This is a genomic window from Thiomicrospira microaerophila (genome assembly GCF_000934765.1).
In the GTDB taxonomy this organism is placed as follows: Bacteria; Pseudomonadota; Gammaproteobacteria; order Thiomicrospirales; family Thiomicrospiraceae; genus Thiomicrospira; species Thiomicrospira microaerophila.
Genome location: NZ_JYNN01000046.1, coordinates 1 through 16,265, shown reverse-complemented (window position 1 = coordinate 16,265; position 16,265 = coordinate 1). Strand labels below are relative to the sequence as shown.

Below are 16,265 nucleotides of genomic sequence, written 5' to 3'. Positions count from 1 at the left end.
TTAGTGGGATGTAACTGCTGGTATTGCTTCAAAATCGCGGAGGTCTGTTGTTTAGACATCCTAAACTTCTCTGCCAACTCGCTACGGCTTAAAGAACCCTGCCAGTACAACCAACGCTCAATCTCCTCAAGGCGCAGTTGTGCATCCCACTTGATCTCATCAAGTGCTGGGTCATCAAGCAAGGGAAACAGTGGAATTGGGTTAGTCATGGCTATAGCTCCTCAGAAACAATCTAAACTAAATCCTATCACTGATAGCGCCACATAGTCAAATTATTTGACTTTAATTTGGTGCTCGGTGTATAGTGCTAAAAGTTTGACTGGCGATGATTTATATATATTCACAGGTAAACAATTGTTATTTTCGTTGTTGGATGTCATTAGTGGTGGTTTAAAGCTGTTATTTAGAGCTGCAGTGAATTACATGAGGAGGAAATTATATGGATCAATCGCAAACTAAGCTAATGGCTATTCATGCTGTTAACTCATTAAAATCAGGTCAAATTGTTACGCTTGATGTTGATAAAAGTACGGTGATACAGGGCGTGAATGGCGCTGGCAAAACGAGCTTGTTGCGTTATGTGCTGCTATTTTTTGGTACAGCTCCCAATGAAATTCGTAAAATGGCCGGCAATAAGGAAAGCTATTTCAGTCAGTACCATTTACCTCTGACATCAAGTTATATTGCATTTAGTTATTTGAAAGAAGATATGCCCTCAATGGTAGTTATTCGACAAAAGGAGGATTCTAACAACGAGGAGTATTTTTTTATTGATAGTGGTTTTGAGGCGCGTTTATTTGTCGATGAGGATGCCAATTTTATAAGTAGGTCTGATTTCAGTCAATCACTGTTTATGAAAGATATTGCTTTTGAAGGACCCTTTTCACACACCGTTTATCAAGACATCATTCAGAGCGGAATTAATAAGCGCAGCGGGCGTGGTGATCAGAAAATAAACCGCGCTAAACAGCGATTTTCTCTTTGTGCCAAAGGTCAACGGCTTGAGCGTATAGATCAAGTCGCGCAGGCCATTTTAAAGAGTCAGGCCAGTTTTGATTCGTTGACTTATCTGGTTGCTCAAGGTGTATTGTCACAACTTGGGCACAATGGATTAGATATGAGTAATTTTAATTCAAGTGATGTGCTTGCTCTATCTGAAAGTCAGGAACTGCTTAAAGCCGCTATAGCGCTTGACGCCCAAAATACGATTGTTGAACAACTCAAAGAGCAGGCAATTTTATTTCAAGATGCAAACCATCAAATACGTGAACTCGATAAAGAGTTATACATTTCCTACCAAGGAGCACAGTTTCAGTCCATCCAGCAATCCCAACTAATTCAACAAGCTGAAATCGCACTGGACACCCTAAACCAGCAATACGATACACAGGCCAGCCAGCAAAAAAATATTATCAGTGATGTAATGCCTAAGATTGAGCACACAGAATCGTTATTAGATCAATTAGAGCAGCAACGATGTGACTTTGATAAAGAAAACATTGAAGAAAAACAACAGAAAATCAATATGCTTCCTGCGCTAGATGGGGAGCTAAGAAAACTTGAGCATGAAAAAGAAAAGTTGGATGAGGGTTATGAATCGACGATTAAAGATTTTAAGCTAAAAGAACATGAGCTCAAGAGCTGGCTATTAGAAAACCAACGTCAAATAGAAAAAAACAACGATCAAAAGAAACAATTAATTGACGATGAGCTGATTAATTGCCATCAAAGAGAGCGTGACGAACTCATAGAGTTAAATAAACGCCATGACAGTCAGAAACATGATTTTGTATTAAGGCTTAAAACAAAGGATGGGGTGATCGAAAATAAAAAAACTCAATTACAAAGTCCATTTTCAGAAGCGCTAGAAGCGATTAGGTTGCGTGCTGAACAATTAGGGGAAGATTATGAAGCAGCAGAGAATGTAAACAAAAAAAGTCAGACTCAGCGTGTTGAACTTGAAACCAAGCTTGGACAGCTTAATAAACAATTTGAAAATATTGATAGCTCACTAAGGCGCACCAATGAAGAGATAGATGGTGCGCGTCGTGATAAAGCGGCATACGAAAAAGAGCTCGCTTCCTTTACATCCTCAGTGTATCACTTCATCAAAGAACAGCATGGAGCGCATCTTGACCAGGCACTAAGAGTGCTCAGTGCGGATGCTTTACGTTTTAAAGTTGACTATATCGACTTCGATGATAATAGTCATCAGGGTTTGATGAATTTAAAGTTTAACTATCATGCTCTAGCCGCCACACAAATTAAAGAGGAATCGGAGTTGGCGGATGCAATAAAACAAACTACACAGCGCATTAAGAATAAGGAACAAGAAGCATCGGATTTAAAGCAGCGATTAGAGCAAACTGGAAAAGAGCTGAAAATTAAGCAGAAAATATTAAACGATTTAGATGCTGAGCTAAGGAAAGGGCAAAATGAGCTTGATCGCATTCGTGAGTTACGTCGAAATTTGAAACAAGAGGAGCGTGATGAAATCGAGCAGATTCGCCATTCACTGAAGTTATCGATAGAAACCCATGAGCTTGAGCAGTCTAAACTCAAGGAAGTAGCCGATCGAAATCAGCGTGATCAGGACCAACAATGCTATCAATTACTGGAGCGATTTAGAGAAGAAGTCGCACAATTGTCACAGGCACTAGAACATACGAAAATGCAAAAGCAGAAGCAGCTTGAGCAGATCAATCACCAATACAACCAAGAACTGCGTCAAATTGAGGATAACCAGTCGCAGGTTTTGGCGGATAAGGGATTTAATGTTGAATATAACCATCAGCTCCAAACAAAAATAAGCGCAATCAAAAATGAAATCGTAACGCTTAAAGACTATGCGGAGCGCGTACAGGCCTACCGCTACTGGGTTAAAGAACAGTTTTCCAAAAAATCTGATTATCAAGCAAAAATATTTGAGCTCAAGCAAACGTTGCAGGAAAGCAGGGGCGCACTAGAGAATATTAACCGGGAATTCGAGCAGAAACTTTATCACCAAAATGAGTTGCTCAAGCAGCTTAATGCGCAACTTAAACGTCTCAATAGTGATGTAAATAAATATCAGTTATTACGCACTCAGATAGACTCGGATAATATTTGTGTTTATGAGTGCCTTGAGGATACTTTGGCAAATCAATTATTAAATGCTAAGGAAGCAGAAAGCCGACTCAAACTCTTAATTGAGCAGCGCCAGTTGTCTACTAAAGCAGGAAAAGAAGCTTATATCCAGCTTAAGCGCTCTCTAGGATTACATCAGGTACTGCGAAACAAGGTTGAGCAAGGTTATCCTCATTTGTTTATAGATTTGGATTACTGGCATAGGGATATGGATGCGCTGCAGGATTTATTTGATTCTTTTTTAAAGAACTTGATTGAAAGTACACAAAGCTTATTTCGTACACAGGCAAAAGCCATTATCGACTTGGATGAGAAGTTTAAAGCACTAGTCTTCGCCATAAAAAATATGGGCAATGCACTGTCTAAACAAATGGATGACATGGGTGCACGTTTTTCTAATATTGCACATGTCGGTGCGCGCGTTGAAGAAATGATTACAGACCTACCATACCGAAAGCGATTGGCTTTGGTTGCGGAGCAGGCGCGTGCCGTTCAAAGCATGCCTTTAGAACAGTACCCAGGTAATAACTATTTTGAATCGGTATCGGGCATTTGTCAGGAGATTGTTGCGTCAAGTAAAAAAATAAAATCGATAGAGCAGCTAATACAGATCAAAATAGAGTTAACCAATGAGGATGATAATCGCGTTCATATCGCTAGAAATGGTGAAGAGCTCAAGTCCATTTCGAGTGAAGGCTTAAGCTTTTTAATTCTTATTACAACTTATTTGGCACTCAAGCGAACCATGCAGAAAAATGAAAATCTTTATGTGCACTGGCCAATAGATGAGCTTGGGCGGCTTCATACCGAAAATATTGCGGAGTTGTTTCCTATTCTAGATAGAGAAAAGGTGATATTTGTATGTGCTTTACCTGAGGCTCCGCCTGAGATATTGCAATACTTTAGCAACATCTACAGTATCACTAAGGGCAAGAAATTGCGCCGTTTTATGAATACAACTAAAACCGTATTGGATTATTTTGACCAAATCCATGATCAAAAGGGGGTATAGATGTTATGGAGATTGCGCACATAGCACGCACTTTGTTATCTGGCAATACAGTTTGTGACCAAGCGTATCATGACTGGTATGCCACGCTAGAGCAATCTGAGCGTATTCGTTCAGATGTAAATGACATCTTGGTTAGTCTTGGGTTTAAGCTTTATCGTTCACCAGCAGGCGAATTCTATAAAGCTATGTTTGATGTCTATTCTGATACGGACGAGCAAAAGAAAATACGCCAGCACCTCCAAGAAGCGGTTGACTTGATGATGCCATTGTTAGGGTTTTTAGACCTGATAGGCAAAGCGGATGGGCGTTATCAATATTTGGATATAGGTGATCGAGTTGAGCTTACACAGATTGATTCGGTCATTCAGCTTAACTCGGTCTTAAAAGCAGAGCTCATTCAACTGAGTCAAACCAAGTTTTTTAAAAGCAGTCGAAAGGCCGATACAAGCTGGGAGCAACTTAAGGCTGTATTTGAGAAATTGTCTGAGAAGGGGTTGTTGACTAGCAAAAAAGACAAAAATGGTACCTATTTCTTTACCGGCCACTTTGGTTATCTCAAAGAGTTGTATTTACATATACAACAAGAGTTGGTTGGAGAGGTACTGGATGATGATATGGAGCAGGCGAGTTTGATATGAAGGTTGATGACTTCAAGGGGTTTGGTAGAGCGTTGGTCGAGAACGCTGAATTATTGACACAGTTGATTAATGATTCACAACAGCCGGTTGATATTGAAAAGCCAACAAGTTCTTTGATGCTATTAGAAAACTATCAATTTTTAGAAAAGGACACTGATAGCAGCTATATTGGTGGCTTTAATTTAGATGCGTTATCTGACATGCTCAATGAAGCCACTGATGGTTCAATGCGAGAGCTAACTGATGTGACACAGTTTTTAGATACGCTTGATGACTATGCTAAAAAATCGGTTATTGCCTTGAGCGAGTCAGATTATGAGTTGTATCATAAGATGCTCAAACAAATACAACATCGTTGTCGTCGTTTTGAGCGCACGATAACTCGAATCATGGTGAGTATCGAGCAAGATGTTGACAATGATTTTGGTCAGTCCAAAACCATGAAACAAAAAAACCAGCAGAATGGTGCATTATTACAGAGGGTTAAAAGTCATATTGAACGTATAGAGGTGATGAATTATCAGATGCTTGCTCAGTTATCGGATGACTTAGATATTCGAAAATCCATAATTACCTATCTGTATGACCCCTTGGAAAAAATAAATAAATATCTCGGTAGCTTGATTAAAAAACTTGAAAACAACTTAAGCCGTTTGCGTCAATTAGATAAGAAAACACGTCTTTTGCGTGATATGTACTTTAAGCTCAAACAAGGTGATATACAAATTGATGTAGAAACGCTTGATCTTAAGTCACACCCCATCTATCAGTTAGTTGGCTTTAATGATCAACCATCAAGTATACAATTTAATGGAGGCGTTGATTATTTAAATTTTAGTGGCTATGAGGCTAGTGTATTTAAAGACATTGCAAATAAACTTAAACAGCCTGCTCGTCCGATTCACAAGCTCAAAGATGAGGAGATGCCTATTGCTTATGAAGCCGAACATCTATGGGATGAACCCGCATCGAGTATTTTTATTCAACAGGTTGAGTTGGCAAAACAATTATTAATACAATCATTATGGCGGCATGATCAGGGCGCACCGCTCAGAATAGGTAAACTTTGGTTTGATGATGAGACTCTTCAGCAAACATTACATTATCAGGCCTGGTTGGCTTTTAGCTTCAATCAGTTGATGGTATTGAATCGTGCATTGCAAAAGGCAAATCGACCGGGCATAACGTTGATTTTTATTGAAGAGCGCTTGGATAATCATGCAGCGAATACAAACGTTTCAGATATAGAGGTTTATCGGCTATGAATTCAGAGCTAGACCAGCGCACACTCAAACAAATAGTTGCACTTGTTGACCAGGGTATTGCGATCGAAGTCAATCTAACAAGGCAGTGGCAAAAATTGCATCGTGAATATGATTTGGGTGTGGTGCGTGCTAAAGTCCTAAGCCTGTCTACAAAAGATATCTCGATACTGCAACGGTGGGTAAGTGAAACGGGTGTAAGCGGTTTTGATCCTAGCTCAAGGATGTGTGTAGCTAAGACATACTCAAATGAGAAGTTATCGACCACTAATGTACTCGGTCGACATGTGTTATGTAGTCCGCTAATAAAACCGTTTGTAATTAATAATGAATCTTTTCCGGCAAATCGTGCAGGCCTATTTGAAATTGATGAAATTCTTTTCAGGGCCGATGTACTGGTGTATATTGAGAATCTTGCGGTATTTATGGCGTGCCATCAGTATCCTGAGTTTATCAAGCTGTTTCGGTCTTTTGCAGAAAAAGATCAGTGTGTGGTATGTGTATATCGTGGCGATGTTCGCTTTAGCCTCAACCCTGCACGTCAACTTGTCGATGTATTTCAAGGATTGAAAATAGGTTTTTTTGATTTCGATTTAGCAGGCATCAATCAACTTGGACATGATGGGTTTGATAGCTTGGTATTGCCTGCATGGGATAAAATCGACATCCTTCATTGGCCTAGCTTATCAAGAAAAGATGTATTTGAAAAACAACTTGCAAAGTTTGAGGCTTTAACAAAGCAGATGATGGTGCATCCTCAGCTTGGAGGCTATGCTGGTTTTATATTGCAAAAAGGTTTAGCTGTCATGTCTGAAGTTTTGTTAGCCAAGAGTATAAAGCTCGAGCTGATAAATATACAAGCACAAGCCAAGCTTTCGAATGGTTAGTTCTAGCAGCATTACAGTGGCTTCAACTTGATACAAAGCCCAAATATTGGAAGCGATTAAAACAGAGTGGTTAAATGAAAGAAATTACATTCTGCCACCATTGAAACTCAACCACATCATGCCACACTCATGACAGATCAAGATAAAGTAAATGGATTGAATCCTTCATTGCCATTATGACAAGGCTGAGATGTCACCCGTAACTTAAGTGAAAAGATGATAGGGTATGAGAGAGGATGTATGTAGCTAATGGTATTCTGTTATTGAATACCCCCTTAGATTGGTATTTAGTACTTGAAAGGGCCTTTGAAGCCTTTAAAACAGGGGGGTTGGAGCATGTGTGCATTACAAATGATTCCTGCATTTTTAACAAGTTATTCCAAAATGAATTACAGATAATTCCATCTACAATCCCATTTATTCCATGACTTATTCCAGCTATTTCCAAAAATAATTCCTGACTTATTCCACGTTATCTTCCAATGATTTCCAAGATTATTTCCAAATAATTTCCAAGATCGGGCACGCTATCATTCAATTTAAAACCTCACTACAGTGGAATTGGGTTAGTCATGGCTTTAGCTCCTACATAGTCAATCTAAGCGAAATCCTATCACTGATAGCGCCACATAGTCAAATTATTTGACTTTAATTTAGTGCTCGGTGTATAGTGCTAAACATTGATTGAGCGAGAGGCAAGGATAGCGTGGCTGAACCAGCATTGACCAACTGGGGTAAAAAAGACGAACAGGGCAAACAGGTTCGGATTGAGCATCGAACGGCCTATACCCGTGCCAGTCGTACAGCGGGTATCTCTTTAAGAGCACAAACAAAAGCCGCCGGCATTAATGTCACGCTTAACTCGCAGCACGGGTTGCGCTTATCCCATCGGCTCACTCAAGGTACGCAAGTGGCATTACAAAATGGTCGGTTTGTGTTAGTTGGACGCTATGGAAAAGGACCCCATAAACTCAACCTATCCAAATCCGGTATCAGCGTTTCAACACGCAATCAATTAGGCACCTTTAACTGGCTCAAGCCAAATCGTTCATCCGCCAAACTCTGGGGCATCCAAGTGCGCGGCAAAAAAGCAGCGCAAATGCAAATAATCTATGGCGTCTTTAGTCTAATTGGGCAAGCCCTCTATGCGGCAGGCTATGTACTGATCATGATAATCAATCTAGGGATGTGGCTGATCTCAAAGATTTGGGCGGCGGCTCGCTATCTAGGGCACGCCCTACAAGTAAAGGCGCTTGATCGACGCCTGGCAAAAGCGCAAAAACACCACAACGCACTTCTGCAGCGCCGCCAAACGCTGCCCGATGTTTGGACTAAAACGCTTGAAGCGAGTTCGCATGCACAGCTATTGGCGAGTCTAGTCTGGATATTGAGTGCATGGGGACGGGGTGAGGCATCACTGGAATATCTGGCCCAGCTTAAAACAACTTTAGTCGCCACACTATTAGAACCAGGCCTGGTTGAACTTGAAGTCCAAGCGATTCAGCTAAATCAGTGGGCCGAAGATTTTGATGCACAAAAACCCTTGGATGATGAATTAGCGATACTTGGGTTATTGGGCCAACAGCTGGCTCATCACCCACAGGCCGTAGAGATTGTCTATGCCCTCGATGAACAGTTGATACAACCCAAGCCAACCAAATTGCAAATGATGATGCGCGATACCCTTATCAAATTTATGGAATTGAGTTATCAGCCGTTAGAACAAGAAGCGATAAAGCTAAACAATGAATAAAAATAACAGAGGAATAGCATGAACGAGCAGTATTATATCGGTTGGGATGTTGGCGGCTGGAACTGTGACCAGAATCCAAATAGTCGCGATGCGATTGTGATCTTGGATACTAAACTTAATCTTCTGGGTTTGCCTTGGCGCGGCAATCTGCGCGATACCATCAATCAGGCCGACACAACCCAAGTGTTCATAGAAAAGCTATTTGGATTATGTGGCCTCACCCTCAAAGACTATGCACAGCACCAGTATGTGATGGCGATTGATACGCCACTGGGTTTTTCAGAAGGATTTCGAGCCCTCATCAATCAGCTCGAACCGGTCAGTCAAATACACGCCTCAGCGACCAATGACTACCTCTATCGCCACACTGAAAAAACGCTGTTCGAGCGGGGACTCAAACCCCTATCCGCGATCAAAGATATGATCGGCAGCCAAGCAACCAAAGGCATGCATATGCTGGCTAAGTTCGCACCCAAGCTGCATCAAACCGGCATTTGGGGGCAGGGCACACCGCTCAAAGCTTTTGAGGGCTACCCATCAGCCTGCAAACACGCCAAGTTCATACAAAACCTACTCAACCAACATTTTAAATTTGTTAAGGCTGTCGAACCCGAAACAACAGCCCAAAGCCAAAACACCGCCAACAGCGATATCGACGAATACATCAATGAAATCCGCTCACCCGACCAACGCGATGCACTTATTTGTGCGCTGCTGGCCTGGAGTTTAGTGCATCATCCCGAGCAACTGCTTTGGCCAAGCGAATCTACGCCGCCAAAAGAAGGCTGGATATTTGTGCCGGTGGATGGGTTGGGTGTTTAAACACTTTTATAAGTGAATTTAATCTAAACTATTTACACACATCATGGATAATAACTAACTTGAACCAAAAAACTCAAAGGTATTAAGTCTCATGGCATCCCATTTTACGATTGACAATCAGATCTCAGAAAAACTGGGTGCATTTCTCATTCAAAAAATAGAGACAAACGCACAGCTCTCGTTACTGCTAAAAACCTTTACGCTGATCGGATTTGAAACGCTAGAAAAAACGCTTGATGGAACAACGACAAGATTAATGCTTGCCTCAGATAACATGCCACTCACTCAAAAAATCGCATCCGTGCAAGGCGAACAAAAACTGCTTAATCGATTACAACAAAAAGAACTCGCCCAACGGTTTTTAAAATGGTTAACCACCTCTGTTCAAGCCAAAGGCATTGATCAAAAACGAGTGCCGCAAAATATATTACACATTCAAAATGCGATGCAAGGGTTATTCATTCAAGGTTCCTCATCGTTAGATGCGCCCGGTTTAGGCAGGGTGCAATCTAGCCAAATGGACATGAACATTGGCAATGATGATCCAGAGCAGTCACGGGTAATAAAGGCTTGGTTTGAACAATTTTGGCAGGATACCACTGCACGTGATCTACAGTCAGCGCTGTGTGAGGCGGCGGCATTTTTAGCACAAGACCAAGCCCCCGAAACCATTTACTTTCTGACCCTCTACCGACTGTTCCAAAACCATCTTAGCGAGTTAGACGAAGAGTCTATCGTAAAAACCAAAACCGGCTTTAAACAAACCGCCGTTTGGAACAAACTCTACCCCTTCCAAAAAGACGGCGTACTTGGCGTCATTGACAAGCTTGAGCGTTACAACGGCTGTATTTTGGCGGACTCCGTCGGTTTAGGTAAAACCTTTGAAGCGCTTGCGGTCATCAAATATTACGAATTAAGAAACGACCGAGTGCTGGTGCTCGCGCCCAAAAAACTGCGTGACAACTGGACCTTATACATAAGAAACGACAAGCGAAATTTGCTTGCCGCTGACCGCTTTAGTTATGATGTATTGAATCACACCGACCTGACCCGCACCAAAGGGCAATCCGGTGATATTAATCTTGAAACGATCAACTGGGGTAATTACGATTTAGTGGTGATTGACGAATCGCACAACTTTAGAAACGCCAGTAGTGCGGAAGACAAGCACACACGCTACTCCAAACTGATGGAAGACATTATTTGTAGCCGTGTTAAAACCAAAGTGCTGATGCTATCCGCTACGCCGGTCAACAACCGACTCAACGATCTCAAAAATCAAATAGCCTTTGTCACCGAAGGCAATGATTATGCGCTAGTTGAACAGGGCATTACTAATATTTCACAAACGCTAAAACGGGCGCAAACCAAATTCAACGATTGGCTAAAAAACCCAGATGCGCTTCGCACCACCGACCAGTTGCTAAGCTCACTGAACTTTGATTACTTCAAAGTATTGGATGTACTCACCATTGCCCGTTCGCGTAAGCACATTGAGAAATACTACAATCTCGCTGAAATCGGTCAATTCCCCACCCGACTCAAGCCGATTAACATCCAAGCCGACTTTGACAGCCAAGGCGAATTTCCATCCCTGCGTGAAATCAATAAAACCATCAGTCGCCTTAATTTGAGCACCTTTGCGCCGCTCAAATACGTGGCACTGGAAAAGCGCAAACTTTACGAGCAAAAATACGACACCAAACTCAAAGGCAGTCAATCGGTGTTTACCCAACTAGACCGAGAAAAAAGCCTGATTGGCTTAATTAAAGTCAATCTGCTCAAACGCCTTGAAAGCTCGGTGCATTCTTTTCATCTTACTGCCCAACGGCTATTAACCGACATTGAACGCACCATTCAAAAACTCGAACACCATGCTCAAGGCGAGTACGATCACCTAAACATTTTAGAAACCGATATCGACTCCCCGGAACTGGAAACCCTGCTGGTCGGCAAAAAAGTCAAAGTCCTGATTCAAGACATGGATCAAGCCAAATGGCTATACGACCTCAAAGAAGACCAACGTTACCTAACCGAAATCGTCAATATGGCGGCCAGTGTCAAACCACAGCGCGACCAGAAACTGGCGTTGCTTAAGCAACAAATCCAAAACAAAATCACTCACCCACTGAACCCGGGTAATAAAAAAGTCATCATCTTTACCGCCTTTGCCGATACCGCGCAATACCTTTACAAACAGCTATCTGCTTGGGCGCTCGAAACCCAAGGCATTCACAGTGCGTTAATTGTTGGCTCAGGTACCAACAAAACCAACCAACCGCAATTACGCGCAGAACTCAACGAACTGCTAACCGCCTTCTCACCGATTTCCAAAGAGCGCGACAAAACTGGCTTGCCTGCCGAAGCCGAACTCGATTTACTCATCGCCACCGACTGTATTTCCGAAGGACAAAACCTACAAGACGGCGACTATTTAATCAATTACGACATCCACTGGAACCCGGTGCGCATTATCCAACGCTTTGGCCGTATCGACCGACTCGGCTCCAAAAACAGCCAAATCCAACTGGTCAACTTCTGGCCGAATATGGAACTCGATGAATACATTGATCTCGAAGCCCGCGTTACCGGACGCATGGTTCTGCTTGATGTGTCGGCCACCGGCGAAGAAAACCTAATCGACGAAACCAATGCCGGTCGAATGCGCGATTTGGAATACCGTAAAAAACAACTCAAAGAACTGCAAGACACCGTGCTCGATTTAGAAGACATTTCCGGCGGTCTGTCGATTACCGACCTTACGCTCAATGACTTTAAAATGGATTTGTCAAACTACATGAAAGCCCACCTCAACACCCTAGAACAAGCGCCGAACGGCTTGTATTCGGTGGAAAAACTAGACCAAACCCTAAAAAATGCAGGCCTGCAACCCGGCGTGATTTTTTGTTTAAAAAGTCTTGCGCGCGAATTTAACCCCGAAAATGAACGCGCCCAAGAACCCTATGCCTTGTATCCGTATTTCTTGGTTTACGTTACCGAACAACAAACCATCCAGCTACCCTATACCCAAGCCAAAAAAACCTTAGATATCCTCAAAAAACACAGCTTAGGCCGCTCGCATCCCGATAGCGCCTTATTCCAGCAACTCGGCAGTAGCACCCAATACCAAAGCCATTTAAAACAAGCGATTGCGCATATCCAAGGTAAAAAGGTTGAGGAGGGCATAAACAGCCTGTTCAGTCGTGGCGGAACCCAGCTTGATGCGTTCAACGCCAACAGCGATTTTGAAGTTATCAGCTACCTGATCTTAGTGGATGGACAATAATCATGTTACTTGAAGCACTTCAATTACCGCCGGCACTGCACCTCAGCCAAAAACTCACCAAAAAGAGTTTTTACGACAATGGACAGCTATCATCGAGTGCGCAACGCTTGCTTCAAGAGCAAGTCGAATCGATTACACTTCAAGCGCATATCAAACCCGACAACAGCAATATTCCCGCCTATAAAACCACAGAGCACGAATATCTCGAACTGTTTGTGATACAAGTCACGCTTAAAGATCACCCGCACCCCGACGGGCATAAAGCCGGGTCAAGCCTCAAACCCGCGCAACTCAAAACCCTGCACGAGTTGGTACATAAAGCCATCGCTTACCCGATACTGCTCGAAATCAAGGCAGGCCAACAAGTGCAATGGTCATTGGCTGAAAAATCGGTTCACCAAGCCGACAGCGAACACGACAAACTCATCATGAATGAGCTGATTCAAACCGACTGGATAGATAGCGGCGCAACCAGGTCTGCTAATACCCCATTAGAACAAGACTTTTACAACGCCCTGCGTTTTGACCGGCAAAACCAACAAAATCTCTATCGCTTATACCAAAGCCTAATCCACACATTCACGCGCTACCAAACCGCACGCTTAACCGGCGCAACCCAGCTTCCAACGAATCAAAACAGCGGAGCAGAACTCGATATCGCCGCACAACGGGCCAAGTTAAAACACATTCAACAACTCAAAAAAGACATCGACGAACTCACCAACAAGCTCAAAACCTGCGCCCAGTTCAACGAAAAAGTGGCATTGAATATGCAATTACAGCAACGGCTCAAACAACTAGAAAACATCCAGGCGGGACAAAATGAAAAATGACCTGCTCAGCTATCCATTAAACACACAATGGAAACATCCCTTGGACTCTTATCACCAAGCAGGAACCTTTAATCGTTATAATACCCAAATGAAACGGGAGATGGAAAGATGGGCTTGAACATTTTAGAAAATAAAGTTTGTTATTTAGGCGGCGTTGGCATTATAATGTATACCAACAACACCCCTCCCGCTACCCATAAGAACAGCGCCCTGCGAGGGGTTACTTGTTTCTTGGGAACAGAAAATGGCTAAAATTCCATACAACAAGCCCCATTTAACCTACGCCCAACAACGCCAAAAGCTTGTTCAGCAAGGAATGAAACTCGACCTTCCCATTCCCCAAGTTGAGCATTATCTGGCTCATTTCAATTACTACCGCCTATCGGGTTACTGGTACGAATATCGCCAGTCGAATAATCAATTTCGAGCCGGAACCTTATTTTCAGACATAATCAACCTATACAAATTTGATAAAGATCTTCGCATACTCTTGCTTGATGCGATTGAGCAAATTGAAGTCTCAATCCGCACTAAACTCGCTTACCATCTCGGTCAGACATATGGTGCACATCCGATTTTGGACAGCACACTTTTTCAAAATCAAAACGACTATGCAACCACGCTAAAAAAGTTAAAAACCGAAATTTCAAGAAGCCGAGAAGATTTTATTGTTCACCTAACAGGCAAATACCAAGAAGCCATACCGCCTATTTGGGCGGTTGTTGAAGTGATGTCAATGGGGCAGCTTTCAAGTTGGTACAAAAACCTGAAGAAAAGACAAGATGCAAATACCATTGCCAGAGCATATCAAATGGATAGCCAAGTTTTACAATCCTTTTTGCACCACTTAACGATTCTTCGCAATCATTGTGCGCACCACGCCAGGGTTTGGAACAAGAGCTTTACTTTTACATTGCAAATACCCAGAAATAAACCCATGCTGGTGATCAATGCGTTTCAAAATGAACAACAACCGCGCCGAAAAATATACAACACACTGGTTATGATGGCATGGATGCTCAATATCATTCAGCCTGACCACGACTGGACGCACCGCCTAAAAAAGCTTTTAGTGGATTACCCAGACATCAATACCCAACAAATGGGCTTTCCAGAAAATTGGCAAAGCTTTGCAACTTGGCAAACCTGATAATGTTAAAAAACTACTCAAAATTTAACATTGCGTTCCGACCATGTTAAAAACTACTCAAAATTTAATAGAGAAACGAATAATGACCGAATCAACACACGATCTACAACCCATCCAAGGCGAAAGCCTAAACTTGACCCAACACAATATCGAACAGCTCAAACAGTTGTTCCCCAATGTGTTTACCGAAGGCAAAATCGGCTTTGACGCGCTCAAGGCCGAATTGGGCGAGCAGATCGAAACCGACAGCGAACGCTACCAATTCACCTGGGCGGGCAAAGAACAAGCCAAACGCATCGCCACCACACCCAGCCTCGGCACACTGCGCCCAGCGCCGGATGAATCGGTAAATTGGGATACCACCGAAAACCTCTATATCGAAGGCGACAACCTCGAAGTCCTCAAACTATTGCAAAAAAGCTACTTCGGTCAAGTGAAGATGATCTACATCGACCCGCCATACAACACCGGCAAAGATTTTGTCTATAAAGACGACTTTAAAGACAACCTCGCCAACTACCAGCGTTTAACCGGACAAAAAGACGAAGAAGGCAATCCGCTTTTCACCAATTCCGACAGCGCCGGCCGCTACCACTCCAACTGGCTCAATATGATGTATCCACGCCTCAAACTCGCCCGCAATCTACTGCGCGACGATGGCGTGATTTTTATCTCGATTGACGACAACGAAGTGCATAACCTCAGAAAGATATGTGATGAGATTTTTGGAGAAAGGAATTTTGTTGCATCCTTTATTTGGAATACCGAAGGTAACACTGATAATCAATATGAAGTCAAAGTTAATCACGAATATATCGTATGCTATATAAAAGATAAGAGAGAGATATCGGATGGAATTGGTTATGTAATTGATCCAAATACTGAAGAAGGGAGTAATCTTTGGAAAGGATATGCTGATAATAACATAAATAAAAATTCTCCTGCAAACCCACCAGCGCTCATTGAATTACCTAAAGGCTTCCCTAGTTCAGTTGAAAACCTCTTTTATCCAAAAAAAATATTAGATGACAAGTTTTTTTCAGAAACACGAAAAGATAAGTTTATCTCTGAGAAGGTAAAACTAGAATATTCTTTAGAACCAAAATCGGGGTTGCCTGTAAAAGTTGACGACATGATTATAGAAAAGGGACTCTTAAAACAGGCTTGTAGAATTTATGTTGGAACAGCAAATAAAAATAAGTTACTAGGAGCCTGTCGGACTAATCAAACAATAATATGCTAAAAGACGATATGTGTTAAAATATGCCCATATTACTTATGAGATAAAAACAATGAGTCGCTTTCGCCCAATAGACCGCCTTAGCGGATATCTTCTACCGCCAACCTTAGATGAATGGCTGCCTGATGACCATCTTGCACGTTTTGTCGTCGAGGTCGTTGACCAGCTTGATTTAACCCAAATTGAAAACAGTTATGGTTTGCGCGGTAGTAGCGCCTACCACCCCAGTTTATTAATTAGCTTGTTGGTCTATGGC

11 protein-coding genes and 1 pseudogene are annotated in these 16,265 nt (G+C 42.4%); 11 read left to right on the top strand and 1 reads right to left on the bottom strand.

Translation table 11 applies throughout. The annotated features are described in order from the left end of the window. Positions 1-209: MarR family transcriptional regulator (locus NA59_RS10940; protein WP_044412395.1), on the bottom strand; the 209-nt coding region annotated here is incomplete at its 3' end. Between the two features lie 230 nt (positions 210-439). Between NA59_RS10940 and NA59_RS10935 the strand changes: the two genes are divergently transcribed. The 11 genes and pseudogenes from NA59_RS10935 to NA59_RS10885 all read left to right on the top strand — a co-directional run. Then, a complete protein-coding gene (locus tag NA59_RS10935; RefSeq protein WP_044412391.1) occupies positions 440-4,138 on the top strand; it encodes an ATP-binding protein in 3,699 nt (1,232 codons plus the stop codon). A gap of 5 nt (positions 4,139-4,143) precedes the next feature. Next, positions 4,144-4,776 (top strand): condensin complex protein MksE, encoded by a 633-nt coding sequence (locus NA59_RS10930; RefSeq protein WP_044412388.1) that lies wholly within the window; start codon positions 4,144-4,146, stop codon positions 4,774-4,776. Then, positions 4,773-6,041, top strand: coding sequence for a hypothetical protein (locus tag NA59_RS10925; protein ID WP_044412386.1), 1,269 nt, complete (start codon positions 4,773-4,775; stop codon positions 6,039-6,041). The genes NA59_RS10930 and NA59_RS10925 overlap by 4 nt, the downstream gene beginning before the upstream one ends. Further along, positions 6,038-6,925, top strand: coding sequence for a DUF7281 domain-containing protein (locus tag NA59_RS10920; protein ID WP_044412383.1), 888 nt, complete (start codon positions 6,038-6,040; stop codon positions 6,923-6,925). The genes NA59_RS10925 and NA59_RS10920 overlap by 4 nt, the downstream gene beginning before the upstream one ends. Before the next feature lie 706 nt (positions 6,926-7,631). Further along, on the top strand, positions 7,632-8,678 hold the full coding sequence (locus NA59_RS14465; RefSeq protein WP_052501627.1) for a hypothetical protein: 1,047 nt from the start codon (positions 7,632-7,634) through the stop codon (positions 8,676-8,678). Between the two features lie 18 nt (positions 8,679-8,696). Next, a complete protein-coding gene (locus NA59_RS10910; protein ID WP_044412380.1) occupies positions 8,697-9,500 on the top strand; it encodes a DUF429 domain-containing protein in 804 nt (267 codons plus the stop codon). A gap of 91 nt (positions 9,501-9,591) precedes the next feature. After that, positions 9,592-12,786, top strand: coding sequence for a helicase-related protein (locus NA59_RS10905; protein WP_044412377.1), 3,195 nt, complete (start codon positions 9,592-9,594; stop codon positions 12,784-12,786). 2 nt (positions 12,787-12,788) lie between these two features. Continuing rightward, a complete protein-coding gene (locus NA59_RS10900; RefSeq protein WP_044412374.1) occupies positions 12,789-13,619 on the top strand; it encodes a DUF4391 domain-containing protein in 831 nt (276 codons plus the stop codon). Between the two features lie 244 nt (positions 13,620-13,863). Continuing rightward, complete coding sequence (locus tag NA59_RS10895; protein WP_044412371.1) at positions 13,864-14,769, top strand: Abi family protein; 906 nt, start codon at positions 13,864-13,866, stop codon at positions 14,767-14,769. 133 nt (positions 14,770-14,902) lie between these two features. Continuing rightward, positions 14,903-16,012 (top strand): site-specific DNA-methyltransferase, encoded by a 1,110-nt coding sequence (locus tag NA59_RS14460; RefSeq protein ID WP_232504080.1) that lies wholly within the window; start codon positions 14,903-14,905, stop codon positions 16,010-16,012. Between the two features lie 49 nt (positions 16,013-16,061). Continuing rightward, positions 16,062-16,265, top strand: a pseudogene (locus NA59_RS10885) (IS5/IS1182 family transposase); the annotation flags it as partial.

Bases quoted from the DNA above. Each gene is read 5' to 3' on its own strand.
- NA59_RS10935 (WP_044412391.1), top strand. From the start codon at position 440: ATGGATCAATCGCAAACTAAGCTAATGGCTATTCATGCTGTTAACTCA.
- NA59_RS10930 (WP_044412388.1), top strand. From the start codon at position 4,144: ATGGAGATTGCGCACATAGCACGCACTTTGTTATCTGGCAATACAGTT.
- NA59_RS10925 (WP_044412386.1), top strand. From the start codon at position 4,773: ATGAAGGTTGATGACTTCAAGGGGTTTGGTAGAGCGTTGGTCGAGAAC.
- NA59_RS10920 (WP_044412383.1), top strand. From the start codon at position 6,038: ATGAATTCAGAGCTAGACCAGCGCACACTCAAACAAATAGTTGCACTT.
- NA59_RS10910 (WP_044412380.1), top strand. From the start codon at position 8,697: ATGAACGAGCAGTATTATATCGGTTGGGATGTTGGCGGCTGGAACTGT.
- NA59_RS10905 (WP_044412377.1), top strand. From the start codon at position 9,592: ATGGCATCCCATTTTACGATTGACAATCAGATCTCAGAAAAACTGGGT.
- NA59_RS10900 (WP_044412374.1), top strand. From the start codon at position 12,789: ATGTTACTTGAAGCACTTCAATTACCGCCGGCACTGCACCTCAGCCAA.
- NA59_RS10895 (WP_044412371.1), top strand. From the start codon at position 13,864: ATGGCTAAAATTCCATACAACAAGCCCCATTTAACCTACGCCCAACAA.